Raw genomic sequence first — 24,971 nt, forward strand, 5'->3', positions numbered from 1 at the left:
CGCTCCTTCACCCCCGCAAGATCATCGCGTCCAACAGCCACGGTCCTCGCAACTCCCACAGATCGCGGGTGTTGCGAGGACCGTTAGAACCCAAGACCACGGTCGGGGGCCCGTCGTCACGCAATCGCCACGCTCCGTACACCCCACCTACAACATGTCCATGTCACGCTCAGTTCACCGTTCCACTACTCGCGTAGATCGGACACCCCACATGCTCGCGATACGCATACGGCGCCGGAAAATCGCGGTCCTCGCCACAGCCGCCGCACTCGCCGGCCTCGCCGCCCCCTCCCTGGCCGCCACCACGGCCACCGCCAGCGCCACCGCAACGGCAACGGCAACGGCAACGGCAACGGCAACGGCCTACGACTCGACGTACTACGAGGACGCGATCGGCAAGACCGGTGCAAGCCTCAAGTCGTCCCTGCACGCGATCATCAGCGACCAGACCAAGCTCTCCTACTCGGCGGTCTGGGACGCCCTGGAGGTCACCGACCAGGACCCGGCCGACGGCGGCAACGTCATCCTGCTCTACTCAGGCATCTCCCGCAGCAAGTCGCTGAACGGCGGCGACAGCGGCGACTGGAACCGCGAGCACGTGTGGGCCAAGTCCCACGGCGACTTCGGCACCTCGACCGGACCCGGCACGGACATCCACCACCTGCGCCCCGAGGACGTCCGGGTCAACGGCGTCCGGGGCAACAAGGACTTCGACAACGGCGGCAGCGGCTTCACCGACAACGGTGGCAGCCTCACCGACTCCGACTCCTTCGAGCCCCGCGACGCCGTCAAGGGCGACGTGGCCCGCATGATCTTCTACATGGCGGTCCGCTACGAGGGCGGCGACGGCTGGGCCGACCTGGAGGTCAACGGCAGCGTCGACAACGGCAGCAGCCCGTACATCGGCAAGCTCGCCGTACTGAAGGAATGGAACGACGAGGACCCGCCGGACGCCTTCGAAGAGCGCCGCAACCAGGTCGTCTACGACGACTACCAGCACAACCGCAACCCGTTCGTCGACCACCCGGAGTGGGTCGAGGCGATCTGGTAGGTCCAGCCGCCCTCAGTCCAGGTGCGTCGGCGCGAACATGCGCAGTACGGCGGGGAGGACGACCACCGAGGGCCCCGGTGCGGCCAGGGCCTTCGCGAGGTCGGCCTCCAGCGCCTCCGGCGACGTACGCACGCCCGGCACCCCGAACGACTCGGCGAGGGCCACGTAGTCGGGGCGGGTCAGTTCCGTCGCCGTCGGCTGCCCGAAGGCGTCGGTCATGTACTCGCGCAGGATGCCGTAGCCGCCGTCGTCGACGATCAGCCAGGTGACGTTCAGGTCGTACTGGCGGGCGGTGGCGAGTTCGGCGATGGAGTACAGCGCCCCGCCGTCGCCGGAGACCGCCAGCACCGGGTGGGTCGGGTCGGCCGCCGCTGCTCCGAGGGCCGCCGGGAAGCCGTAGCCGAGGCCGCCCGCGCCCTGGGCCGAGTGCATGGTGTTGGAGGCCTTGGCGTCGAAGGCCGACCACGCCCAGTAGGCGAGGATGGTCATGTCCCAGAAGGACGGCGCGCCGGCCGGGAGGGCCCTGCGGACGGCCGCCAGTACGTCCTGCTCCAGGGTGAGTTCCTGGGACGCGATGCGCTCGTGGACCTTGTCCAGCACGGCCCGTACGCGTTCCGGGGCAGCGGGGTCGGTGCGTTCGTCCACCGTCTCCAGCAGGGCCTGGAGGGCGAGGCGGGCGTCGGCGTGGATACCGAGCGCCGGGTGGTTGGATTCGAGTTTGCCGAGGTCGGCCTCGACCTGGACGACCCGGCCGCGCGGCTTGAACGTGTGGTAGTTCGAGGAGAGTTCGCCGAGGCCGGAGCCGACGACCAGGAGTACGTCGGCGTCCTCCAGGAAGTCCGTCGTGTGACGGTCCTCCAGCCAGGACTGGAGGGACAGGGGGTGCGTCCACGGGAACGCGCCCTTGCCGCCGAAGGTCGTGACGACCGGGGCCTGGAGGCGCTCGGCCAGCTGTCGCAGCTTCTTCGACGCGTCGGCGCGGACGACTCCCCCGCCCGCGATGATCGCGGGACGTTCCGCGCGCGCGAGCAGGTCGGCCGCGACCGCCGTCAGTTCGGGGCGCGGGGGAAGCTCCTCGGGGAAGGTGTCACCGCCGGTCACCACCGGGATCGGCGTCTCGGACAACAGGACGTCCTGCGGGATCTCCACCCACACCGGTCCGTGCGGGACGGTCAGCGCCGACGTCCACGCCTCCGCGATCGCGGACGGGATCTGGGACTGGGTGCGGACCGTGTGGACGGACTTCACCACGCCCCGGAACGACGCCGCCTGGTCGGGGAGTTCGTGCAGGTAGCCGTGGCGGCCGCCGCCCAGGCCGGCCGTCGGGACCTGGCTGCTGATCGCGAGGACGGGGGCGGAGGCGGCCCGTGCCTCCTGGAGCGCGGCCAGGGAGGTGAGGGCTCCCGGGCCGGTGGACAGGAGCAGCGGGGCCGCCTCGCCCGTGATCCGGCCGTACGCGTCCGCCGCGAAACCGGCGTTGTTCTCCACCCGCAGGCCGATGTAGCGCAGGTCCGAGCGGCGCAGCGCGTCGAACATGCCGAGGGCGTGCTGGCCGGGCAGGCCGAAGACGGTGGTCGCGCCGAGCCCGGCCAGGGTCTCCACGACCAGGTCTCCGCCGTTGCGGCCGGGGGGAGGGTTGAGCGCGGCCTCCGTCTGGGCGGCGGTCGGACGGAGTACCAGGTCGTGGTCGTGGGTCACTTGGTCTCGGTCTCCTGGTCCGTCGCGCGCGCCTGGGCGATCTGGCGGCTCATGATGGTGGTCAGTTCGTACGCGGTGTGGGACGCCGCGACCGAGGTGATCTCCGCGTGGTCGTACGCGGGGGCCACCTCGACGACGTCGGCCGACACCAGGTTGCAGGATGCCAGGCCGCGCAGGATCTCCAGCAGCTCGCGGGAGGTCATGCCGCCGGCCTCGGGGGTGCCGGTGCCGGGGGCGTGGGCGGGGTCCAGGCAGTCGATGTCGATGGAGATGTAGAGGGGGCGGTCGCCGATGCGCTGGCGGAGCTGGTCGGCGACCTCGTCGGCGCCGCGGCGGTAGACGTCGGCGGAGGTGACGATGCCGAAGCCCATCTTCTCGTCGTCGGTGAGGTCCTGCTTGCCGTACAGCGGGCCGCGGGTGCCGACGTGGGAGAGCGCGGAGGTGTCGAGGATGCCCTCCTCGACGGCGCGCCGGAACGGGGTGCCGTGCGTGTACTCGGCGCCGAAGTAGGTGTCCCAGGTGTCCAGGTGGGCGTCGAAGTGGAGCAGGGCGACCGGGCCGTGCTTCTTGGCGACCGAGCGGAGCAGCGGGAGGGCGATGGTGTGGTCGCCGCCCAGGGTCATCAGCCGGGCGCCGGTGCCGAGGAGGTCGTCGGCGGCGGCCTCGACGGTCTCGACGGCCTCGTTGATGTTGAACGGGTTGACCGCTATGTCACCGCCGTCCGCGACCTGGGCGAGGGCGAAGGGGGAGGCGTCCTGGGCGGGGTTGTAGGGGCGCAGCAGGCGGGAGGCCTCGCGGATGGCGTTGCCGCCGAAGCGGGCTCCCGGCCGGTAGGAGACGCCCGAGTCGAACGGCACGCCGACCACGGCGACGTCGGCGGTGCCGACCTCGTCGAGGCGGGGCAGCCGGGCGAAGGTCGCGGGACCCGCGTACCGCGGGACGCGGGAGGAGTCGACGGGGCCGCGGGGCGTCTCGTTGCTGCTCATGTACTGCCTTCCTTCTTACGCTTCGTCGCGTATGTACTACTGCGGTCCGACTCTACTGGTGAGCCGGGACCGCCGGTTCGGACTGGGGTTCGGGGGCCCGTCCGGCGAGGCGTTCGCGCCAGGCGGTGAGGATGGCCTCGTCGGTGGGGCGGGTCGCCAGGGAGACGGCGACGTAGACGGCGAGGGAGGCCAGCAGGCCGTAGTAGACGGGCTCGTTGGCGAGGATGCCGTAGGCCGCCATCAGGCCGACGACCGCGAGGCCGCCGACGGCTACGGCGGCGAGGGCACCCTGTGCGGTGCCGCGCTTCCACAGCAGCCCGCCGAGGATGGGGACGAGGAGACCGCCGACGAGGAGGTTGTAGGCGACGGTGAGGGCCTCGACGACGTCGTTGAGCGCGATGGCGATGAGGATCACCGCCACGCCCATGGCGAGGATGAAGGCGCGGTTGCCCTTCACCTCGTCGTGCACCTCGTCCGGCTCGCCCTCCTTGCGGATCAGGCCGCGCAGCCGGGACCAGATGTCGTTGTTGGCGACGGTGGCGCAGGCGATGAGGGCGCCGGAGGACGTGGACATCACGGCGGCCAGGGCGGCGGCCAGCACGAGTCCGCGGACGCCCATCGGCAGCTCGTCCTTGACGATGGTGGCGAAGGCGTCGTCGGGGCTGCCGAGCTTGGGGTACAGCACCTTGGCGGCCGTGCCGATGATGGCACCGGCGACGGCGTACACGAGGCAGTAGGTGCCGGCGATGGTGCCGCCCCACTTGGCGGTCCGGTCACTGCCCGCGGTGAAGACGCGCTGCCAGATGTCCTGCCCGATGAGCATGCCGAAGGTGTAGATCAGCACGTAGGTGAAGATGGTCTCGCCGCCGACGCCCAGCGGGTCGAAGTACGAGGTCGGCAGCTGCGCCTTCATCTCGCTGAAGCCGCCGGCCTTGACGACCGCGATGGGCAGCAGCAGGAGCAGTACGCCGATGGTCTTCACCACGAACTGCACCATGTCGGTGAGCGTGATGGACCACATGCCGCCGAGCGTGGAGTAGGCGACGACGATGGAGCCGCCGAGGATGATGGCGAGGGTGCGATTCACGTCGAAGAGGACGTCGAAGATCGTGGCGTAGGCGATGGTGGAGGTGACGGCGAGCATCAGGGTGTACGCCCACATGACGACACCGGAGATGACGCCGGCCCTGCCGCCGTAGCGGAGGTCGAGCATCTCGGAGACGGTGTAGACCTTCAGGCGTGCGATGCGCGCGGAGAAGAAGACGGACAGCGCGAGCAGGCCGAGGCCGATGGTGACGACCATCCAGGCGCCGGACAGTCCGTACTGGTAGCCGAGGCCGACGCCGCCGATGGTGGACGCGCCGCCGAGCACGATCGCCGCCATGGTGCCGGAGTACATCGCGGGGCCGAGACGGCGCCCGGCGACGAGGAACTCGCTCTTGGACTTGGCGCGGCGCATGCCCCACCAGCCCATGGCGAGCATGCCGGCGAGATAGACGACGATCACGATGTAGTCGACGGCCATAAGGGGCCCTCCTTCGCGCACTCTCAGTGGCGTGTCGTGCAGTGGGATGTGTCCGGTGGCTGGTCGCGGGGACATCCGCCCGTACCCGCGGCCGCCGGTCGAGGTTGACACTAGGTGGCCCAAAAGCGACTGCGAAGTGTACGTTTCATCCACTCGGTGCCGCTGTACTGGAGGAAAGGTCCACCATGCCGGAACCGGCCGTTCCCTCCGGCCCCGCCACGCCCCCCACCCCTCCCGTGCCCCTCGCCGCTGTGCTGTCCCGCGACGAACTGGGGCTGCGCCAGATCGCCGGGCCGCCCGCCGCGGACGTGACGGTCCACTGGGCGCACACCTCGGAGATGTCCGACCCCTTCCCGTACCTGCTGGGCGGCGAGCTGCTGCTGACGGCGGGCGTGCACATCCCGGTGGGGGCGGCCTCGGGGACGTACTTCGACGACTACGTCTCGCGGATCGTGGCGGCCGGCGGCGCCGCGCTCGGCTTCGGGGTGGCGCCGGTGCACGACACCGTGCCGGGGGCGCTGGTCGCGGCCTGCGAGGCGTACGGGCTGCCGCTGGTGGAGGTGCCGCCGAGGACGACGTTCTCGGGTGTGGCCCGCGCGGTGTGGCAGCTGATGGCGCAGGCCCGGCTCGCCGAGCTGCGCCGGGTCTCCGAGGCCCAGCAGGGTCTGGCGGCCGCGGCCTCCCGTCCGGACCCGGTGCCGTCGGTACTGCGCCGACTGGCGACCCGGCTCGACGGGCGGGCGGTGCTGTACGGGCCGGACGGCGCGGAGATCGCGGCGGCGGGGCGGGAGCCCGGGGGTGAGGTGCGGCGGGCGCTGGCGGAGCTGGCTCGGTACGTCACCGGCCACGCCTCCAGCACCGCCACGGACACGGTGGCCGGCACCCGTCTCGCCGCGTACGCCCTCGGCACCGGGCAGGGCTTCGTCCTCGCGGTGGCGGCCCCGCACCGGGATTCCGGGGACCACACCATCGCGTCGGTCGCGGCCGTGCTGCTCTCCCTCCTCACCGGCGAACACCAGAGCGGCACGGGCGCGGCCCGCTCCTCGGCACTCGTACGGCTGCTGCTGGGCGCCCGCCCCGAGGAGGTCGCGCCGCTGCTGGGCGGAGGGGGCGGCGAGGGCGTCACCCACTGGCACGTCGTGCACGCTCGCCCCGCCACCGGGGCCCCCGGCCCGGTCTCCGCCTCCGCGCTGGGCACGGCCCTCGGCTCCCCACTGGTCGACACGGACGGGGACGTCGTACGGGTACTCGTACCGGCCGCCCCGCACGCCGACGCGGAGGGAGGCCCCAGGGCCGGCGCGGGCCCCGCACCCGCGACCGACCCGGGGGCCGGAACCGGCGCGGGCCCCGCACCCACAACCGACCCAGGAGCCGGAACCAGCACGCACCCCGCACCCACAACCGACCCGGGGGCCGGGACCGGGGGCCGGGCGGCCGTCGCCGGCCCAGCCGCTCAGCCCGGCTGGACCCTCGGCGTCAGCGCCCCCGTCGCCCCCGCCGAGTGGCCGGCCGCCGATGCCCAGGCGGGCCGCGCCCTGGCCCGGGCCAGGGCCACCCGTGTGCCGCTGGTCCGGCACGGCGCGCGGCCCGCGCTGGCCGACCTCGTGCCGGACGGCGAGGCCGAGGCGCACGCGCGTGCGCTGCTCGCGCCCATCGCCGCCGTCCCGGCGCTCACCGAGACGCTGCGCTCCTGGCTCTCCCTGCACGGCAGCTGGGACCGCACCGCCGTCGCCCTGTCCGTGCACCGCAACACCGTCCGGCAGCGCATCGCCCGTTGCGCGGCCCTGCTGGACGCCGACCTCGACGACCCGGACGTTCGGATGGAGTTGTGGTTCGCGCTGCGGAGGTGACCCACGTCCCAGCGTGCGATATGCCCAAGACGCCGACTGTCGGCTGCTTCACAATGGAGCCATGCCGATACCCGGGACACCCAGCCGCGCCGAACTCGCCGAACACCTCGTCAGAACCCGTATCGCGGGCGACGTCGCCACGCCCCGCGAGAACAACCTCTCCCATTACCGGAAGCTGGCGAACGGCGACCGCAACTTCTGGCTCGGTCTGGAGCTGGGCGACCGCTGGAGTGACGAGCAGGACGTGCTGGCGGTGATGGCGGAGCGGGTCGGCGTCAACGACGACCCCGAGTACCGGTACGGCCAGGACACCATCGACCCCGAGCTGACCGTGGCCGCGCTGGAGCGCATGGCGGGCCGGCTGCGCAAGGCGGCGGACGGCGGGCAGCGCGTGCTGTTCGCGACCGGTCACCCCGGCGGCCTGCTCGACGTGCACCGTGCCACGGCCGACGCGCTGCGCACGGCGGGATGCGAGATCGTCGTGATCCCGGAGGGGCTGACGACGGAGGAGGGGTACGTCCAGCAGTTCGCGGACGTGGCCGTGCTGGAGCACGGTGCCTCGCTGTGGCACACCCATTCCGGTGAACCGATGAAGGCCATCCTGACCGGTCTGGAGCGCGCGGGCCGTCCGCTGCCCGACCTGGTCGTCGCCGACCACGGCTGGGCCGGTTACGCCGCTCAGCACGGCGTCGACTCCGTCGGCTACGCCGACTGCAACGACCCGGCCCTCTTCCTCGCCGAGTCCGAGGGCACCCTCCAGGTCGCGGTGCCGCTGGACGACCACGTGGTCAGCCCGCGCTACTACGACCCGATGACGGCGTATCTGCTGACGGAGGCCGGGCTGAAGTAGCCCCTCCGCCTCGTCAACCGTGCCAACCCCCCAGGCCCCGTCACGGCCAGGGGTTGAGTCCTTCCGAGCGGCGCTGCGCGAACCCGGGCGTCGGGTCCAGGTAGACCCGGCGGATCATCGGGAACTCCTCGCGCAGCCGCTGCTCGGCCCGCTCGCACGCCCACTCGATCTGCGCCGCCGTCGCCACGTCCCGGAAGTCGACCTTGGCGGCGACCAGCGCCTCCCGCGGGCCCTGCACGAGGGTGGTCAGCTCCAGTACGGCCTCGATGTGCTCGACGGCCACCAGTTCCGCCCGGATCCGGTCCCGGGCGGTGCGGGGCAGCGGGCGGCCGATGAGGAACTCGGCGTTGGAGCGGCCCAGCACCAGGCGACGTACAGCAGGAGGGCACCGACGCGCACGCGAGCAGGGCCCAGATTTGACGCCCTCCCCCCGCCCGAGGGCAGGAGATTCCGGTCCGCACCGCCACGCGATGCCACCTTGGGTTCCTGCTTCATTGGCCCTTGCCGCCCTCCAGGGAGATCGGTCTTACGGGGCCTCCACAAGCGTCACTTTCCGCCCGTCCGGCGGTAGATCCGACAACTCCGTCATCGGATGAGGCGATCCTAGCCCTGCCGCTGCGGCCCTCCGGGCCATTGGAGGCAGGATGCCTTGAACCTCCACCCTGAAGAGCGGATCTCTGCACAAGCGTTCGGCAGCACTCGGGGCCGTGGCCGAGCGGGTGGTCCTCGTCGGCGGGGCGGGCGCTGCGTTTGAGCGAGGTCAGCAGCAGGACCTCGGTGACGGTGTCGGCGACCGAGTGCGCGGCCTCCGACAGCATCGCGCTGGACCCGCTGAGCACGCCGGCCACCGCCTTGGCGATGGCGATGCCCAGATTGGCGAGGGCGGCGACGATCACCGTGAAGGTGCTGTCGCCGCCGCCCGTCGTGTCCCGTGCTTCCCGTGCTTCCCGTGCTTCCCGTGCTTCCCGTGCAGGTTCCGCCATGCCCCTCAGTGTTACCGAGGGACGCGCACCACGCCTTCCTGGATGACCGAGATGGCGAGCCGCCCGTCCTCGGTGTAGATGCGGGCCTGGCCGAGGCCGCGGCCGCCGGACGCGGACGGCGACTGCTGGTCGTACAGCAGCCACTCGTCGGCGCGGAACGGCCGGTGGAACCACATCGCGTGGTCCAGCGAGGCCCCGACGACGTCACCGACGGCCCAGCCGCCGCGGCCGTGCGCGAGCAGGACCGAGTCGAGGAGGGTCATGTCGGAGACGTAGGTGGCGAGGACGACGTGCAGCAGCGGGTCGTCCGCGAGCTTGCCGTTGGTGCGGAACCAGACCTGGGAGTGGGGGTCGCGCGGCGTGCCGAAGTCGCCGAAGGGCGGGTCGTCGACGTAGCGGAGGTCGACCGCCGCGCGGGCCTCCACGAAGCGTTCGACGGTGTCGGCGGGCAGGTGCGGGTAACTCCGCAGCCGCTCCTCGCCGGTGGGGAGGGTCGCCGGGTCCGGTGCGGGCGGCATCGGGGCCTGGTGGTCGAGGCCCTCCTCGTACGTCTGGAAGGACGCCGACAGGCCGAAGATCGGCTTGCCGTGCTGGACGGCGACCACGCGGCGGGTGGTGAAGGAGCGGCCGTCGCGCAGGCGGTCGACGTTGTAGACGATGGGGGCGCCCGGGTCGCCGGGGCGCAGGAAGTACGCGTGCAGGGAGTGCGCGTGCCGGTCCTCGGGGACCGTACGCCCGGCGGCGACCAGTGCCTGGGCGGCCACCTGCCCGCCGAAGACCCGGGGGACGACGGCGGAGCGCGAGTGGCCGCGGTAGATGTCCTCCTCGATCCGCTCGAGGTCGAGCAGTTCGAGGAGGGACTGGAGTGCTTCGCTCATGCCCCGTGGGTCACAGGCCCATGTTCTTCGCGATGATCATCTTCATGACCTCGCTGGTGCCGCCGTAGATGCGGTTGACGCGGTTGTCCGCGTACAGGCGGGCGATCGGGTACTCGTTCATGTAGCCGTAGCCGCCGTGCAGCTGGAGGCAGCGGTCGATGACGCGGTGGGCGACCTCGGTGCAGAACAGCTTGGCGCTGGCGGCCTCGGCGGGGGTGAGTTCACCGGCGTCCAGGGCCTCGGTCGCGCGGTCGGCGACGGCCTCGGCGGCGTCCACCTCGGCCTGGCAGGCGGCCAGCTCGAACTTGGTGTTCTGGAAGGCGGCGACCGGCTTGCCGAAGACGGTGCGCTCCTGCACGTAACTCTTGGCGAACCGGACGGCGGCGGCGGCCTGGGCGTAGGCGCCGAAGGCGATGCCCCAGCGCTCGGAGGCCAGGTTGTGACCGAGGTAGGAGAAGCCCTTGTTCTCCTCGCCGAGCAGGTCCTCGACGGGCACCTTGACGTCGACGAACGCCAGCTCGGCGGTGTCGGAGGTGCGCAGGCCCAGCTTGTCCAGCTTGCGGCCCACCGAGTAGCCCTCGGACTTGGTGTCCACGGCGAACAGGGAGATGCCGTGGCGGCGGTCCTCGGCCGTGGGCGCGGCGGTGCGGGCGCAGACGATCACCTTGTCGGCGTGCACGCCGCCGGTGATGAAGGTCTTGGCGCCGTTGAGGACGTAGTGGGTGCCGTCCTCGGAGAGCTTGGCGGTGGACTTCATGCCCGCGAGGTCGGAACCGGTGCCCGGCTCCGTCATCGCGATGGCCCACATCTCCTCGCCGGTGACGAACTTCGGCAGGAAGCGCTTCTTCTGCTCGTCGGTGGCCAGCATGTTGATGTAGGGCAGGGCGAGCAGCACGTGCACGCCGGAGCCGCCGAACTGGACGCCCGCGCGGGCGGTCTCCTCGTAGAGGACGGCCTCGAACTTGTGGCTGTCCATGCCGGCGCCGCCGAACTCCTCGGGCACGTTGATGCCGAAGATGCCCAGTTCGCCGAGCTTGTAGTAGAAGTCGCGCGGCGCCTGGCCCGCGGCGAACCACTCGTCGTAGACGGGGACGACCTCGGCCTCGATGAAGGCGCGGATGGTCTCCCGGAACGCCTCGTGGTCCTCGTTGAACACCGTACGGCGCACCGCGCCACCTCCAGGGTACGAATATCTAAGCGCTTGCTCAGAGTCAACCGTACCGGCGGGTAGGGAAGGCGTCCAGGGTGGGGCGTGGGTAACCCTCGTCACTCCCCGGCCCCTCCTCCCCGGCCCCCTCCTCCCCTGCCCCCCTCACCGCCCCCTTACTCCGCGCCCACCGCCGCGAACGCCCCCCGTGCCATCCGGTGCAGCAGCGTCGCCGTCACCGCGCGGCCCGGCAGGGAGCCGGGGCGGCCCAGGTGCGGGGTGGAGTTCAGGAGGCCGAAGACCGAGTGGACCGCCGAGCGGGCGCTCGGTTCCGACACCGCCGGATAGACCTCGCGCACCACCCCGACCCACAGCTCGACGTACTGCCGCTGGAGCTGCCGCACCATCTTGCGGTCGGCGTCCCGGAGGCGGTCCAGCTCGCGGTCGTGCAGGGTGATGAGCGGGCGGTCGTCGAGCGCGAAATCGATGTGCCCCTCGATGAACGAGTCGAGGACCGCCTCGGGACCCACGCCGGAGCCGGTCACCCCGTCCGCCTCCGCCAGCCGCCGCTTCGCGCCGGTCAGCAGCGAGTCACTGATGCCGACCAGCAGCTCGGCGAGCATCGCGTCCTTGCCGGCGAAGTGCCGGTAGAGGCCGGGGCCGCTGATCCCGACCGCGGCGCCTATCTCGTCGACGCCGACACCGTGGAAGCCGCGCTCGGCGAAGAGCCGGGCGGCTTCCTTGAGGATCTGCTCGCGACGGGTGGGGGCGTCGGTTCTCGTGGCCATGGAGCCAATTCTAGACAGGGAGGTTAGCGGTCGTTAACCTGAAGGAAATGCGTTAACGCTCATTAACCGATCGACCGATCGACCATCGGGTGAGGGGACCGCAGGATGCAAGAGGCACCGGAGCTGACGACGGCGGCAGATCCCGCCTCCGAGGCCTTTCGGGCCAACGAGGAGGCGCACCGCGTCCTCGTGGAGGAGCTGCGCGCCAAGCTCGCGGCGGCCCGGCTCGGCGGCGGCGAGCGGGCACGGGCCCGGCACACCGCGCGCGGCAAGCTGCTGCCGCGCGACCGCGTGGACACGCTGCTCGATCCGGGCTCGCCGTTCCTGGAGCTGGCGCCGCTCGCGGCCGACGGGCTCTACGACGGACAGGCCCCGGCCGCCGGCGTGATCGCCGGGATCGGCCGGGTCAGCGGCCGGGAGTGCGTGATCGTCGCCAACGACGCCACCGTCAAGGGCGGCACGTACTACCCGATGACCGTGAAGAAGCACCTGCGGGCGCAGGAGGTGGCGCTGGAGAACCGGCTGCCGTGCCTGTATCTCGTGGACTCCGGGGGCGCCTTCCTGCCGATGCAGGACGAGGTCTTCCCGGACCGCGAGCACTTCGGGCGGATCTTCTACAACCAGGCCCGGATGTCCGGCGCCGGCATCCCGCAGATCGCGGCCGTCCTCGGCTCCTGCACGGCGGGCGGGGCGTACGTCCCGGCGATGAGCGACGAAGCCGTGATCGTCCGCAATCAGGGCACGATCTTCCTCGGCGGCCCGCCGCTGGTGAAGGCGGCCACCGGTGAGGTGGTCACGGCGGAGGAGCTGGGCGGCGGCGAGGTCCACTCGCGCGTGTCCGGCGTGACCGACCACCTGGCGGAGGACGACGCGCACGCGCTGCGGATCGTGCGGCAGATCGTCGACACCCTGCCCGAGCGCGGAACCCTCCCCTGGGGTGTGGAGCCGGCGGCCGAGCCGAAGGTGGACCCGCACGGCATGTCCGGCGCGGTCCCGGTCGACTCCCGCACCCCCTACGACGTGCGCGAGATCATCGCCCGCGTGGTGGACGGCTCCCGGTTCGCCGAGTTCAAGTCCGAGTACGGGCAGACCCTGGTCACCGGCTTCGCCCGCGTCCACGGCCACCCGGTCGGGATCGTCGCCAACAACGGCATCCTGTTCGCCGAGTCGGCCCAGAAGGGCGCCCACTTCATCGAGCTGTGCGACCAGCGCGGCATCCCGCTGGTGTTCCTGCAGAACATCTCCGGCTTCATGGTCGGCAAGGACTACGAGGCAGGCGGCATCGCCAAGCACGGCGCCAAGATGGTGACGGCGGTGGCGTGCACGCGCGTACCGAAGCTGACGGTCGTGGTCGGCGGGTCGTACGGCGCGGGGAACTACTCGATGTGCGGGCGGGCGTACTCGCCGCGCTTCCTGTGGATGTGGCCCAACGCCAAGATCTCCGTCATGGGCGGCGAGCAGGCCGCGTCCGTGCTGGCGACGGTCAAGCGGGACCAGTTGGAGGCCCGGGGCGAGGAGTGGGCGGCCGAGGAGGAGGAGTCCTTCAAGGCGCCGATCCGTGCGCAGTACGAGCACCAGGGGAACGCCTACTACGCGACCGCCCGCCTATGGGACGACGGGGTGATCGAGCCCGCCGACACCCGGCAGGTGCTGGGTCTGGCCCTGACCGCGTGTGCCAACGCGCCACTGGGCGAGCCCCAGTTCGGCGTCTTCCGGATGTGAGGAGGGGACTTCGGTGGGAAGCGCGATGGGGAGCTTGATGTTCGACACGGTGTTGGTGGCCAACCGCGGTGAGATCGCGGTGCGTGTCATCCGGACCCTGCGCTCGATGGGCGTGCGCTCGGTGGCGGTCTTCTCCGACGCCGACGCGGACGCCCGGCACGTGCGGGAGGCCGACGAGGCGGTACGGATCGGCCCGGCACCGGCGGCGGAGAGTTATCTGTCCGTCGAGCGGCTGCTGGAGGCCGCCGCCCGCACCGGCGCGCAGGCCGTCCACCCGGGGTACGGCTTCCTCGCCGAGAACGCCGGTTTCGCGCGGGCCTGCGAGGAGGCGGGGCTGGTCTTCATCGGACCGTCCGCCGACGCCATCGCCCTGATGGGCGACAAGATCCGCGCCAAGGAGACGGTGAAGGCGGCCGGGGTGCCGGTCGTCCCCGGCAGCAGTGGCAGCGGGCTCACCGACGCGCAGCTCGCCGACGCCGCCCGCGAGATCGGCACGCCGGTGCTGCTGAAGCCGTCGGCCGGTGGTGGCGGCAAGGGCATGCGGCTGGTGCGGGACGCGGCCGTGCTCGCCGACGAGATCGCCGCCGCCCGCCGCGAGGCCCGCGCCTCCTTCGGCGACGACACGCTGCTGGTCGAGCGGTGGATCGACCGGCCCCGGCACATCGAGATCCAGGTCCTGGCCGACGGCCACGGGAACGTGGTGCACCTGGGCGAGCGCGAGTGCTCGCTCCAGCGCCGCCACCAGAAGATCATCGAGGAGGCGCCGAGTGTGCTCCTCGACGAGGCGACCCGCGCCGCGATGGGCGAGGCGGCCGTGCAGGCGGCGCGCTCGTGCGGTTACCGGGGCGCGGGCACGGTGGAGTTCATCGTGCCGGGCAGCGACCCCTCCCAGTACTACTTCATGGAGATGAACACCCGCCTCCAGGTCGAGCACCCGGTGACCGAGCTGGTCACGGGAGTGGACCTGGTGGAGTGGCAGCTGCGGGTGGCGGCGGGCGAGGAGCTGGGCTTCGCGCAGGCGGACGTCCGGCTGACCGGGCACGCGGTCGAGGCCCGCCTGTGCGCCGAGACTGTGTCCATCAAAGAGGGCGCGCGCGGCTTCCTCCCGTCCGGCGGCACGGTGCTGCGCCTTCACGAGCCCGAGGGCGACGGCGTCCGCACCGACTCCGGGCTCAGCGAGGGCACCGAGGTCGGCAGCCTCTACGACCCGATGCTGTCCAAGGTGATCGCCTACGGCCCCGACCGCGCCACCGCCCTGCGCAGACTCCGGGCGGCCCTGGCGCGGACGGTGACGCTGGGCGTGCAGACCAACGCCGGGTTCCTGCGCCGGCTGCTCGCGCACCCGGCGGTGGTGGCGGGCGAGCTGGACACGGGGCTGGTGGAGCGGGAGGTCGACGGCCTGGTCCCCACCGACGTACCGGAGGAGGTGTACGAGGCGGCGGCGGCCGTACGGCTGGACGCGCTGCGTCCGCGCGGGGACGGCTGGACGGACCCGTTCTCGGTGCCGAGCGGCTGGCGCATGGGCGGCGAGCCCGAGCCGGTCGCCTTCCCCCTGCGTACGACGGGACTTGAACCCGTCACTCACACCCCGCGCGGCACCCACACCGTCACCGAGGACCGGGTGTCCGTGACTCTGGACGGCGTCCGACACACCTTCCACCGTGCCGCCGACTGGCTCGGCCGCGACGGCGACGCCTGGCACGTGCGCGACCACGACCCGGTCGCCGCCTCCCTCACGGGCGCCGCCCACGCGGGCGCCGACTCGCTGACCGCGCCCATGCCGGGCACGGTGACGGTGGTGAAGGTCGCCGTCGGCGACGAGGTGGCCGCCGGAGAGAGCCTGCTGGTGGTGGAGGCGATGAAGATGGAGCACGTCATCTCCGCACCGCACGCCGGCACCGTCGCCGAGCTGGACGTGGCGCCGGGCACGACGGTCGCCATGGACCAGGTGCTGGCGGTCATCGCCCCGGTAGAGGAGGAGACGTCGTGAACACCCCCGAACTGGGCCTGCCCATGACCGTCCCGGCGGACGGCCTGCCCGCCCGCGTCCGCATCCACGAGGTCGGCGCCCGCGACGGCCTGCAGAACGAGAAGGCGACCGTCCCGGCGGAGGTGAAGGCGGAGTTCATCCGCCGCCTGGCCGCCACCGGCCTGACCACCATCGAGGCGACGAGCTTCGTGCACCCCAAGTGGGTGCCCCAACTGGCGGACGCGGAGCAGCTCTTCCCGGCCGTCGCGGACCTGCCGGTCGACCTGCCCGTCCTGGTGCCGAACGAACGCGGCCTCGACCGCGCGCTCGCGCTCGGCGCCCGCCGCGTCGCGGTCTTCGCCAGCGCCACGGAGTCCTTCGCCAAGGCCAACCTCAACCGCACCCTTGACGAGGCCCTGGCCATGTTCGAGCCGGTGGTGGCGCGGGCGAAGGACGCGGACGGCGTTCACGTACGGGGCTACCTCTCGATGTGCTTCGGCGACCCGTGGGAAGGGGCGGTCCCCGTCCCGCAGGTGGTGAAGGTCTGCCGGGCCCTGCTGGACATGGGCTGCGACGAGCTGAGCCTGGGTGACACGATCGGGGTGGCGACCCCGGGACACGTGAGCGCCCTGCTCACCGCGCTGACGGAGGCCGGTGTGCCCGTGAGCACGCTGGGCGTCCACTTCCACGACACCTACGGCCAGGCCCTGTCGAACACGTACGCCGCCCTCCGGCACGGCGTGACGACCGTCGACGCCTCCGCCGGCGGACTGGGCGGCTGTCCCTACGCGAAGTCCGCCACCGGAAACCTCGCCACCGAAGACCTCGTGTGGATGCTGCGCGGTCTCGGCATCGACACCGGGGTCGACCTCGGCTCTCTCGTCGCCACCAGCGTCTGGATGGCCGCCCACCTGGGCCGACCCAGCCCGTCCCGCACCGTTCGAGCCCTCGCGGGCTCGGGCGACGACTCCGACCAGGAGAAGTGACAACCATGGACCACAAACTCTCCCCCGAACTCGAGGACCTGCGCCGCACGGTGGAGGCGTTCGCCCACGACGTCGTGGCGCCCAAGATCGGCGACTTCTACGAGCGGCACGAGTTCCCGTACGAGATCGTCCGGGAGATGGGCCGCATGGGCCTGTTCGGCCTGCCCTTCCCGGAGGAGTACGGCGGCATGGGCGGCGACTACCTCGCCCTCGGCATCGCCCTGGAGGAACTGGCCCGGGTCGACTCGTCGGTGGCCATCACCCTGGAGGCGGGGGTCTCGCTGGGCGCGATGCCGATCCACCTGTTCGGCACCGAGGAGCAGAAGCGGACGTGGCTGCCCCGGCTGTGCTCGGGCGAGATCCTCGGCGCCTTCGGCCTGACCGAGCCGGACGGCGGCTCGGACGCGGGCGCGACGCGGACGACGGCCCGCCTCGACGAGGCGACGAACGAGTGGGTGATCAACGGCACCAAGTGCTTCATCACCAACTCGGGTACCGACATCACGGGCCTGGTGACCGTCACGGCGGTCACCGGCCGCAAGCCCGACGGCCGGCCCCTGATCTCGGCGATCATCGTGCCGTCCGACACCCCGGGCTTCACGGTGGCCGCCCCCTACTCGAAGGTCGGCTGGAACGCGTCGGACACCCGTGAGCTGTCCTTCTCCGACGTCCGGGTCCCGGCGGCGAACCTGCTGGGCGAGGAGGGCCGCGGGTACGCCCAGTTCCTGCGCATCCTCGACGAGGGGCGCGTCGCCATCGCCGCGCTGGGCACGGGGCTCGCGCAGGGCTGTGTCGACGAGTCGGTCAAGTACGCGAAGGAACGTCACGCCTTCGGCAAGCCCATCGGCGCCAACCAGGCCATCCAGTTCAAGATCGCCGACATGGAGATGAAGGCCCACACGGCCCGCCTCGCGTGGCGCGACGCGGCCTCCCGGCTGGTGACGGGCGACCCCTTCAAGAAGGAGGCGGCCCTGGCGAAGCTGTACTCGTCGACGGTCGCGGTGGACAACGCCCGGGACGCCACGCAGATCCACGGCGGCTACGGCTTCATGAACGAGTACCCCGTGGCCCGTATGTGGCGGGACTCGAAGATCCTGGAGATCGGCGAGGGGACCAGCGAGGTCCAGCGGATGCTGATCGCGAGGGAGTTGGGCCTGGTGGGCTGAGGTACGGGCCGTCCGGGCGGGGTTGGTCCGGGGCTGGTCACAGCCCCGCCCTATGGACAAGATCTGAGGTTAGGCTAACCTACCTTGAACTTGTCCCGCGGACGCTCCGCACCGTTCGAAAGCAGCCACGCCATGTTCAACGCCAGAGCTACCCACCTGACCCGTCGCGGAATCCTCGCCGCGGGCGGCGCACTCGGCCTCGGCGCCGTGCTCACGGCCTGCGGTGACGACGACGCGAAAAGCGGTGGCTCGGACGACGGGACGGCCGCCGCCAAGTCCGGCCCCTGGTCCTTCAAGGACGACCGCGGCACGACCGTGAAGCTGGACAAGGTCCCGACGAACATCGTCGCCTTCACCGGTGTCGCCGCCGCCCTCCACGACTACGGCGTCCAGGTCAAGGGCGTGTTCGGGCCCACCACGACCAAGGACGGCAAGCCCGACGTCCAGGCCGGCGACCTCGACGTCGACAAGGTCACCGTGCTCGGCAACGAGTGGGGCAAGCTCAACGTCGAGAAGTACGCCACCCTCGCCCCCGAGGTGCTCATCACCACGACGTTCGACACCGCGGGCACCCTCTGGTCCGTCCCGGAGGACTCGAAGGACAAGATCGCCAAGCTCGCCCCGAGCGTCGCGATCTCCGTCTTCGACCGCCAGCTCACCCAGCCGCTCCAGCGCATGTGGGAACTGGCCGAGTCGCTCGGCGCCGACATGAAGGCCAAGAAGGTCACCGACGCCAAGGCCGCCTTCGAGAAGGCCGCGGCCCGGCTGCGCGCCGCCGCCAAGGCCAAGCCCGAGATCAGGGTGCTGGCCGGCTCCGCGAGCGCCGAGCTGTTCTACGTCTCCGGCACCAACCTCTCCGTCGACCTGGAGTACTTCAAGGCCCTCGGCGTGAACTTCGTCGAGCCCTCCGAGGCGGCCAAGAAGGCGACCGGCGGCTGGTTCGAGTCCCTGAGCTGGGAGAACGTCGACAAGTACCCGGCGGACGTCATCATCATGGACGACCGCGCCTCGACCATCCAGCCCGCCGACATCACCGAGGGCACCTGGAAGCAGCTGCCCGCGGTCAAGGCCGGCCAGGTCATCTCCCGCTCCCCCGAGCCGATCCTGTCCTACGACAAGTGCACGCCGCTCCTCGACAATCTGGCCGAGGCGATCGAGAACGCCAAGAAGGTCGGCTGACCTTCCCCCCTTCTCCCCCGGAGCCCTTTCTCCCCCGGAGCCCTTCATGACGACGGCCGTGGCCGCCCCGTTCCGCTTCTTCTCCCTCCAGGTCGTACGGACGAGGCGGCTCGGCCCGTCTCTGGCCCGGGTCACCTTCGCCGGGTCCGACCTGCGCGCCTTCCACTCCGACGGGCAGGACCAGTCCCTGTCGCTGTTCCTGCCGCACCCGGGGCAGCCGGAGCCCGCGGTGCCCATCGAGCTGGGCGACGGCTGGTGGCAGGGGTGGCGTGATCTCCCGGACGACGTACGGGCGGTGATGCGCTCGTACACGCTGCGTGCCCTGCGCCGGGACGCCCACGGGGACACCGCCGAGATCGACATCGACTTCGTGCTGCACGGGGTCGAGCCCAGGGCCTCGATCCAGGCGGGCCCCGCCGCCCGCTGGGCCGCCGACGCCGCCCCCGGTGACCGGGTCGTACTGCTCGGCCCGGCGGTCGCCGACAACCGGGCGATCCGCTTCCGGCCGCCCGAGGACACCGACCTGGTGGTCGTCTGGGGCGACGAGACCGCCGTACCGGCCGCCTGCGCCATCGTCGAGTCACTGCCGGCCGGCACCCGCGCCCGGGTCTGGCTGGAGGTGCCGCACGCCGAGGACGTGCAGGAGCTGACGACGACGGCGGACGCCGAGGTCAACTGGCTGGTCAGGGACGTCACCAGCGGACCCGAGGCCACTCTCGGCACCCTCCGCGCGGCCCAACTGCCGCCCGCCGAACGCCCGTACGTCTGGATCGCCGGCGAGTCCGGCCGCGTCAAGCAGCTGCGGCGGCACTTCGTGGGCGAGCGCGACATCGACCGCCGCCGCGTCACCTTCGTCGGCTACTGGCGCCAGGGCCTGACGGAGGAACAACTCCGCGAGCAGGGCTGACGACCGGCACCGCAAAGCCTCGAACGCCCCGCAAAGCCTCGAACACCCCAACTCACCGCCCGTGACGCACGGGTGAGGCGCGAGTGACGGCAGTCACGTAGAGGCATGCGTTTGATCAGAGCGACTTAGGTTAGGCTAACCTAAGTCGAAGCAAGGGCTCCGCCCTTCCCCGTCCCCCTCTCGGCCCGTCCCCAACCGGAGGACCCCCACATGCGCTCGCACCTGCTCAACGACACCACCGCGGAGCAGTACCGCCGCTCCGTGACCGAAGGAGTCGAGCGGGTGGCCGCCAAAATCGCCACCACCGACCGCCCGTTCACCGGCGTCACGGTCGACGCCCTCTCCCCCCGCATCGACGAGATCGACCTCGACAAGCCGCTGCACGACACGGCCGCGGTCCTCGACGAGCTGGAGGACGTCTACCTCCGCGACGCCGTCTACTTCCACCACCCCCGCTACCTCGCCCACCTCAACTGCCCGGTCGTCATCCCGGCCGTGCTCGGCGAGGCGGTACTCTCCGCCGTCAACTCCTCCCTGGACACCTGGGACCAGTCGGCCGGCGGCACGCTCATCGAGCGGAAACTGATCGACTGGACCGCCGCCCGGATCGGCCTCGGCCCGGCGGCCGACGGCGTGTTCACCTCCGGCGGCACGCAGTCCAACCTTCAGGCGCTGCTGCTGGCCCGCGAGGAGGCGAAGACCGAGGACGTCGCCGACCTGCGCGTCTTCGCCTCCGAGGTCAGCCACTTCAGCGTGAAGAAGTCCGCGAAACTGCTCGGCCTCGGCCCCGACGCCGTCGTGTCGATCCCCGTCGACCACGACAAGCGCATGCAGACCGTCGCCCTCGCCCGCGAACTGGAGCGCTGCAAGGAGAACGGCCTGGTCCCCATGGCCGTGGTCGCCACCGGCGGCACCACCGACTTCGGCTCCATCGACCCGCTGCCGGAGATCGCCGAACTGTGCGAGCAGTACGGCGTGTGGATGCACGTTGACGCGGCCTACGGCTGCGGGCTGCTCGCCTCCCTGAAGTACCGGGACCGCATCGACGGCATCGAGCGCGCCGACTCGGTCACCGTGGACTACCACAAGTCCTTCTTCCAGCCGGTGAGTTCGTCCGCCGTGCTGGTCCGGGACGCGGCCACCCTGCGCCACGCCACCTACCACGCGGAGTACCTCAACCCGCGCCGCATGGTGCAGGAACGTATCCCCAACCAGGTGGACAAGTCCCTCCAGACCACCCGCCGCTTCGACGCGCTCAAGCTGTGGATGACGCTGCGCGTGATGGGCGCCGACGGCATCGGGCAGCTCTTCGACGAGGTGTGCGACCTGGCCGCCGAGGGCTGGAAACTGCTCGCCGCCGACCCGCGCTTCGACGTCGTGGTCCAGCCGTCGCTCTCCACCCTGGTCTTCCGCTACATACCGGCGGCCGTCACCGACCCCGCCGAGATCGACCGCGCCAACCTGTACGCCCGCAAGGCCATCTTCGCCTCCGGCGACGCCGTGGTCGCGGGCACCAAGGTGGCCGGACGCCACTACCTGAAGTTCACCCTGCTCAACCCCGAGACGAACACGGCCGACATCGCCGCCGTCCTCGACCTGATCGCCGGCCACGCCGAGCAGTACCTGGGAGAGTCCCTTGACCGCGCTTCCTGAGTCCACCACGACGTACGACTTCGTGGGGATCGGCCTCGGCCCCTTCAACCTCGGCCTGGCCTGCCTCACCGAGCCCATCGCCGAGCTGAACGGCGTCTTCCTGGAGTCCAAGCCGGACTTCGAGTGGCACGCCGGCATGTTCCTGGACGGCGCCCACCTCCAGACCCCGTTCATGTCGGACCTGGTCACCCTCGCCGACCCGACGTCCCCGTACTCCTTCCTCAACTACCTGAAGGAGAAGGGCCGACTGTACTCGTTCTACATCCGGGAGAACTTCTACCCGCTGCGCGTCGAGTACGACGACTACTGCCGCTGGGCCGCGAACAAACTCTCCAATGTCCGCTTCAGCACGACGGTCACCGAGGTGACGTACGACGAGCGGGACGAGCTGTACGTCGTGGCGACGACGGGCGGCGACACCTACCGCGCCCGCCGCCTCGTCCTCGGCACCGGCACCCCGCCGCACATCCCGGACGCCTGCCGGGGCCTGGCCGGCGACTTCCTCCACAACTCCCGCTACATGCAGCACAAGGCCGAGCTGCAGAGGAAGAAGTCGATCACCCTGGTCGGCAGCGGCCAGTCCGCCGCCGAGATCTACCAGGACCTGCTCAGCGAGATCGACGTCCACGGCTACCAGCTCAACTGGGTGACGCGCTCCCCGCGCTTCTTCCCCCTCGAATACACCAAGCTCACGCTGGAGATGACCTCCCCGGAGTACGTGGACTACTACCACGCGCTGCCGGAGCCGACCCGCTACCGCCTCACCAGCGAGCAGAAGGGCCTGTTCAAGGGCATCGACGGCGACCTGATCAACGAGATCTTCGACCTGCTCTACCAGAAGAAGCTCGGCGGTCCCGTCCCCACCCGCCTGCTCACCAACTCGGCGCTGACCGAAGCCCGGTACGCGGACGGCACGTACACCCTCGGCTTCCGGCAGGAGGAGCAGGGCAAGGACTTCGAGATCGACACCCAGGGCCTGATCCTGGCCACCGGCTACCGGTACGCCGAACCGGAGTTCCTCAAGCCCGTCCGGGACCGGCTCCGCTACGACTCCCAGGGCAACTTCGACGTCGCCCGCAACTACGCCGTCGACGTCACGGGCGGCGGCGTGTTCCTGCAGAACGCGGGTGTCCACACGCACAGCATCACCAGCCCCGATCTGGGCATGGGTGCCTACCGCAACAGCTACATCGTCCGAGAGCTGCTCGGCACCGAGTACTACCCGGTCGAGAAGTCGATCGCGTTCCAGGAGTTCAGCGCATGAGCACCACCACCCCCACGGCCGCCGGCATCGGCGCGCTCACCCTCCGCCCCCTCGACCCGCTGAGGGACGCCGACCTGCTGCACAGCTGGGTCACGCATCCCAAGTCCGCGTTCTGGATGATGCAGGACGCGAAGCTGGTCGACGTCGAGCGCGCCTACATGGAGATAGCCGCCGACGAGCACCACCACGCCTACATCGGCCTGCACGACGGCGTCCCCGCCTTCCTGATGGAGAAGTACGACCCGGTCCACCGCGAGCTGACCGGCCTGTACGAGCCCGAGCCGGGCGATGTCGGCATGCACTTCCTGGTCGCCCCCACCGACCGGCCCGTGCACGGCTTCACCCGCGCCGTCATCACCGCCGTCATGGCCGAACTGTTCGCCGACCCGGCGACCGCCCGCGTCGTCGTCGAGCCGGACCTCGACAACAAGGCCGTCCACGCCCTGAACGCAGCCGTCGGATTCGTGCCCGAGCGCGAGATCCAGAAGCCGGAGAAGAAGGCGTTGCTGAGCTTCTGCACCCGCGAGCAGTTCGAGAAGGCGGTGTCCGCATGAGCCTCGCCGACGCCGTCGCCCACCTCTCCCCCGAGCGCTGGGACCGGGCCAACCGCCTCCTGATCCGCAAGGCCCTCGCCGAGTTCACGCACGAGCGGCTGATCACGCCCGAGAAGTCCACGGGCGACGCGTACGTCGTCCGCTCCGACGACGGCAAGACCGAGTACCGCTTCACCGCCGCCGTCCGTGCCCTGGACCACTGGCAGGTGGACGCCGACTCGATCACCCGCCACCGCGACGGCACGGACCTCCCGCTCGCCGCGCTGGACTTCTTCATCGAGCTGAAGGAGTCGCTGGGCCTGAGCGACGCGATCCTGCCCGTCTACCTGGAGGAGATCTCCTCCACCCTCTCCGGCACCTGCTACAAGCTCACCAAGCCGAAGCTCACCTCCGCCGAGCTGGCGAACAGCGGCTTCCAGGCCGTCGAGACCGGTATGACCGAGGGCCACCCCTGCTTCGTCGCCAACAACGGGCGGCTCGGCTTCGGCATCCACGAGTACCTGTCGTACGCCCCCGAGACCGCGAGCCCGGTCCGGCTGGTGTGGCTGGCCGCGGACCGCTCGCGGGCGGCGTTCACGGCCGGCGTCGGGATCGAGTACGAGTCCTTCGTACGGGACGAGCTGGGCGAGGCGACCGTCGACCGCTTCCACGGCGTCCTGCGCGAGCGCGGCCTGGACCCGGCCGACTACCTGTTCATCCCGGTCCACCCCTGGCAGTGGTGGAACAAGCTCACCGTCACCTTCGCCGCCGAGGTCGCCCGCGGGCACCTGGTCTGCCTCGGCGAGGGCGACGACGAGTACCTGGCGCAGCAGTCCATCCGCACCTTCTTCAACACCTCGCACCCCGAGAAGCACTACGTGAAGACGGCCCTGTCCGTCATCAACATGGGCTTCATGCGCGGCCTGTCGGCGGCGTACATGGAGGCGACGCCGGCCATCAACGACTGGCTGGCCCAGCTCATCGAGGGCGACCCGGTGCTGAAGTCGACGGGCCTGTCGATCATCCGGGAGCGGGCGGCCGTCGGCTACCGGCACCTGGAGTACGAGCAGGCCACCGACCGCTACTCGCCGTACCGCAAGATGCTGGCGGCGCTGTGGCGGGAGAGCCCGGTGCCGTCCCTCCAGGACGGGGAGTCCCTGGCCACGATGGCGTCGCTCGTGCACGTCGACCACGAGGGCGCGTCCTTCGCGGGCGCGCTGATCGAGCGGTCGGGGCTCGCGCCCACCGAGTGGCTGCGGCACTACCTGCGGGCCTACTTCGTCCCGCTGCTGCACAGCTTCTACGCCTACGACCTGGTCTACATGCCGCACGGCGAGAACGTGATCCTGGTCCTGAAGGACGGGGTCGTGCAGCGCGCCATCTACAAGGACATCGCCGAGGAGATCGCGGTGATGGACCCGGACGCGGTGCTGCCGCCGGAGGTCGCCCGGATCGCGGTCGAGGTCCCGGAGGACAAGAAGCTCCTGTCGATCTTCACGGACGTCTTCGACTGCTTCTTCCGCTTCCTCGCCGCGAACCTCGCGGGCGAGGGGATCGTGGAGGAGGACGACTTCTGGCGGACGGTCGCGGACGTCACCCGCGAGTACCAGGAGTCGGTGCCGGAACTGGCCGAGAAGTTCGACCGGTACGACATGTTCGCGCCGGAGTTCGCGCTGTCCTGCCTCAACCGGCTCCAACTGCGCAACAACGAGCAGATGGTGGACCTCGCCGACCCGTCCGGCGCGCTCCAGCTGATCGGAAACCTGAAGAACCCCATCGCGGGCCGGTAGCGAAGGGCCCCGGCGAAAGGGCCAGCACAGACGGGCGGGCACCCCG

The 24,971-nt window shown here is 71.0% G+C and carries 19 protein-coding genes and 2 pseudogenes; 13 read left to right on the top strand and 8 right to left on the bottom strand.

The genetic code is table 11. From position 1 onward, the window contains the following. Nucleotides 1-211 precede the first annotated feature (211 nt). Nucleotides 212-1,051, top strand: coding sequence for an endonuclease I family protein (locus ACFCZF_RS22230; protein WP_376673121.1), 840 nt, complete (start codon nucleotides 212-214; stop codon nucleotides 1,049-1,051). 12 nt (nucleotides 1,052-1,063) lie between these two features. On the opposite strand, the gene ACFCZF_RS22235 is transcribed toward ACFCZF_RS22230, so the two are convergent. Genes ACFCZF_RS22235 through ACFCZF_RS22245 form a run of 3 tightly spaced genes read right to left on the bottom strand, consistent with a single transcriptional unit; the run spans nucleotide 1,064 to nucleotide 5,260 of the window. Then, entirely contained in the window at nucleotides 1,064-2,749 is a 1,686-nt protein-coding gene (locus ACFCZF_RS22235; RefSeq protein WP_376673122.1) for a thiamine pyrophosphate-binding protein, read from the bottom strand. Beyond that, nucleotides 2,746-3,735, bottom strand: a complete 990-nt coding sequence (gene speB / locus ACFCZF_RS22240) for an agmatinase (protein WP_310873275.1) — start codon at nucleotides 3,733-3,735, stop codon at nucleotides 2,746-2,748. The genes ACFCZF_RS22235 and speB overlap by 4 nt, the downstream gene beginning before the upstream one ends. A 52-nt stretch (nucleotides 3,736-3,787) precedes the next feature. Beyond that, nucleotides 3,788-5,260 (bottom strand): sodium:solute symporter, encoded by a 1,473-nt coding sequence (locus tag ACFCZF_RS22245; protein WP_376673123.1) that lies wholly within the window; start codon nucleotides 5,258-5,260, stop codon nucleotides 3,788-3,790. Nucleotides 5,261-5,445: 185 nt separating this feature from the next. Between ACFCZF_RS22245 and ACFCZF_RS22250 the strand changes: the two genes are divergently transcribed. Further along, a complete protein-coding gene (locus ACFCZF_RS22250; protein ID WP_376673124.1) occupies nucleotides 5,446-7,110 on the top strand; it encodes a PucR family transcriptional regulator ligand-binding domain-containing protein in 1,665 nt (554 codons plus the stop codon). A gap of 61 nt (nucleotides 7,111-7,171) precedes the next feature. Further along, entirely contained in the window at nucleotides 7,172-7,960 is a 789-nt protein-coding gene (locus ACFCZF_RS22255; RefSeq protein ID WP_121747107.1) for a phosphatase, read from the top strand. A gap of 40 nt (nucleotides 7,961-8,000) precedes the next feature. Here ACFCZF_RS22255 and ACFCZF_RS22260 read toward each other — a convergent pair. The 5 genes and pseudogenes from ACFCZF_RS22260 to ACFCZF_RS22280 form a co-directional block, all read right to left on the bottom strand. Further along, nucleotides 8,001-8,353 (bottom strand): annotated as a pseudogene (locus ACFCZF_RS22260) (cation transporter); the annotation flags it as partial. Nucleotides 8,354-8,658: 305 nt separating this feature from the next. Continuing rightward, a pseudogene (locus ACFCZF_RS22265) lies at nucleotides 8,659-8,943 on the bottom strand (cation diffusion facilitator family transporter); the annotation flags it as partial. 11 nt (nucleotides 8,944-8,954) lie between these two features. Further along, nucleotides 8,955-9,821: an acyl-CoA thioesterase gene (locus ACFCZF_RS22270; RefSeq protein ID WP_376673125.1), complete on the bottom strand. Its 867-nt coding sequence runs from the start codon at nucleotides 9,819-9,821 to the stop codon at nucleotides 8,955-8,957. Nucleotides 9,822-9,831: 10 nt separating this feature from the next. Further along, a complete protein-coding gene (locus ACFCZF_RS22275; RefSeq protein WP_376673126.1) occupies nucleotides 9,832-10,989 on the bottom strand; it encodes an acyl-CoA dehydrogenase family protein in 1,158 nt (385 codons plus the stop codon). Between the two features lie 155 nt (nucleotides 10,990-11,144). Beyond that, complete coding sequence (locus ACFCZF_RS22280; protein WP_376673127.1) at nucleotides 11,145-11,756, bottom strand: TetR/AcrR family transcriptional regulator; 612 nt, start codon at nucleotides 11,754-11,756, stop codon at nucleotides 11,145-11,147. A gap of 105 nt (nucleotides 11,757-11,861) precedes the next feature. On the opposite strand from ACFCZF_RS22280, the gene ACFCZF_RS22285 reads away from it, so the two are divergent. From ACFCZF_RS22285 to ACFCZF_RS22330, 10 genes are all read left to right on the top strand, one after another. Then, nucleotides 11,862-13,478, top strand: coding sequence for a carboxyl transferase domain-containing protein (locus ACFCZF_RS22285; RefSeq protein ID WP_376673128.1), 1,617 nt, complete (start codon nucleotides 11,862-11,864; stop codon nucleotides 13,476-13,478). A 37-nt stretch (nucleotides 13,479-13,515) separates the two neighbouring features. Next, nucleotides 13,516-15,468: an acetyl/propionyl/methylcrotonyl-CoA carboxylase subunit alpha gene (locus ACFCZF_RS22290; protein ID WP_376673129.1), complete on the top strand. Its 1,953-nt coding sequence runs from the start codon at nucleotides 13,516-13,518 to the stop codon at nucleotides 15,466-15,468. Further along, nucleotides 15,465-16,433 carry a hydroxymethylglutaryl-CoA lyase gene (locus ACFCZF_RS22295; RefSeq protein WP_376673130.1) on the top strand — a complete coding sequence of 323 codons (969 nt, stop codon included), beginning with the start codon at nucleotides 15,465-15,467 and terminating at the stop codon, nucleotides 16,431-16,433. Before ACFCZF_RS22290 ends, ACFCZF_RS22295 begins: the two co-directional genes overlap by 4 nt. 5 nt (nucleotides 16,434-16,438) lie before the next feature. After that, nucleotides 16,439-17,599: an acyl-CoA dehydrogenase family protein gene (locus tag ACFCZF_RS22300; protein ID WP_376673131.1), complete on the top strand. Its 1,161-nt coding sequence runs from the start codon at nucleotides 16,439-16,441 to the stop codon at nucleotides 17,597-17,599. A 132-nt stretch (nucleotides 17,600-17,731) separates the two neighbouring features. Next, nucleotides 17,732-18,778: an ABC transporter substrate-binding protein gene (locus ACFCZF_RS22305; protein ID WP_376673132.1), complete on the top strand. Its 1,047-nt coding sequence runs from the start codon at nucleotides 17,732-17,734 to the stop codon at nucleotides 18,776-18,778. A 46-nt stretch (nucleotides 18,779-18,824) separates the two neighbouring features. After that, nucleotides 18,825-19,685 carry a siderophore-interacting protein gene (locus ACFCZF_RS22310; protein ID WP_376673133.1) on the top strand — a complete coding sequence of 287 codons (861 nt, stop codon included), beginning with the start codon at nucleotides 18,825-18,827 and terminating at the stop codon, nucleotides 19,683-19,685. 210 nt (nucleotides 19,686-19,895) lie between these two features. Beyond that, complete coding sequence (desA, locus tag ACFCZF_RS22315) at nucleotides 19,896-21,338, top strand: lysine decarboxylase DesA (protein WP_376673134.1); 1,443 nt, start codon at nucleotides 19,896-19,898, stop codon at nucleotides 21,336-21,338. After that, entirely contained in the window at nucleotides 21,322-22,602 is a 1,281-nt protein-coding gene (locus ACFCZF_RS22320) for a lysine N(6)-hydroxylase/L-ornithine N(5)-oxygenase family protein (protein ID WP_376673135.1), read from the top strand. Before desA ends, ACFCZF_RS22320 begins: the two co-directional genes overlap by 17 nt. After that, a complete protein-coding gene (locus tag ACFCZF_RS22325) occupies nucleotides 22,599-23,156 on the top strand; it encodes a GNAT family N-acetyltransferase (RefSeq protein WP_375920055.1) in 558 nt (185 codons plus the stop codon). The genes ACFCZF_RS22320 and ACFCZF_RS22325 overlap by 4 nt, the downstream gene beginning before the upstream one ends. Next, complete coding sequence (locus ACFCZF_RS22330) at nucleotides 23,153-24,925, top strand: IucA/IucC family protein (RefSeq protein WP_376673136.1); 1,773 nt, start codon at nucleotides 23,153-23,155, stop codon at nucleotides 24,923-24,925. Before ACFCZF_RS22325 ends, ACFCZF_RS22330 begins: the two co-directional genes overlap by 4 nt. Nucleotides 24,926-24,971: the final 46 nt, after the last annotated feature.

Origin of the sequence: Streptomyces sp. NPDC056296 (genome assembly GCF_042268605.1) — a bacterium.
GTDB lineage: Bacteria > Actinomycetota > Actinomycetes > Streptomycetales > Streptomycetaceae > Streptomyces.

What these genes read in the sequence shown, in the direction of transcription:
- ACFCZF_RS22230 (WP_376673121.1), top strand. Translation starts at nt 212, where the DNA reads ATGCTCGCGATACGCATACGGCGCCGGAAAATCGCGGTCCTCGCCACA.
- ACFCZF_RS22310 (WP_376673133.1), top strand. Translation starts at nt 18,825, where the DNA reads ATGACGACGGCCGTGGCCGCCCCGTTCCGCTTCTTCTCCCTCCAGGTC.
- ACFCZF_RS22305 (WP_376673132.1), top strand. Translation starts at nt 17,732, where the DNA reads ATGTTCAACGCCAGAGCTACCCACCTGACCCGTCGCGGAATCCTCGCC.
- ACFCZF_RS22330 (WP_376673136.1), top strand. Translation starts at nt 23,153, where the DNA reads ATGAGCCTCGCCGACGCCGTCGCCCACCTCTCCCCCGAGCGCTGGGAC.
- desA (WP_376673134.1), top strand. Translation starts at nt 19,896, where the DNA reads ATGCGCTCGCACCTGCTCAACGACACCACCGCGGAGCAGTACCGCCGC.
- ACFCZF_RS22250 (WP_376673124.1), top strand. Translation starts at nt 5,446, where the DNA reads ATGCCGGAACCGGCCGTTCCCTCCGGCCCCGCCACGCCCCCCACCCCT.
- speB (WP_310873275.1), bottom strand. Translation starts at nt 3,735, where the DNA reads ATGAGCAGCAACGAGACGCCCCGCGGCCCCGTCGACTCCTCCCGCGTC.
- ACFCZF_RS22300 (WP_376673131.1), top strand. Translation starts at nt 16,439, where the DNA reads ATGGACCACAAACTCTCCCCCGAACTCGAGGACCTGCGCCGCACGGTG.
- ACFCZF_RS22255 (WP_121747107.1), top strand. Translation starts at nt 7,172, where the DNA reads ATGCCGATACCCGGGACACCCAGCCGCGCCGAACTCGCCGAACACCTC.
- ACFCZF_RS22245 (WP_376673123.1), bottom strand. Translation starts at nt 5,260, where the DNA reads ATGGCCGTCGACTACATCGTGATCGTCGTCTATCTCGCCGGCATGCTC.
- ACFCZF_RS22290 (WP_376673129.1), top strand. Translation starts at nt 13,516, where the DNA reads ATGTTCGACACGGTGTTGGTGGCCAACCGCGGTGAGATCGCGGTGCGT.
- ACFCZF_RS22285 (WP_376673128.1), top strand. Translation starts at nt 11,862, where the DNA reads ATGCAAGAGGCACCGGAGCTGACGACGGCGGCAGATCCCGCCTCCGAG.
- ACFCZF_RS22270 (WP_376673125.1), bottom strand. Translation starts at nt 9,821, where the DNA reads ATGAGCGAAGCACTCCAGTCCCTCCTCGAACTGCTCGACCTCGAGCGG.
- ACFCZF_RS22325 (WP_375920055.1), top strand. Translation starts at nt 22,599, where the DNA reads ATGAGCACCACCACCCCCACGGCCGCCGGCATCGGCGCGCTCACCCTC.
- ACFCZF_RS22280 (WP_376673127.1), bottom strand. Translation starts at nt 11,756, where the DNA reads ATGGCCACGAGAACCGACGCCCCCACCCGTCGCGAGCAGATCCTCAAG.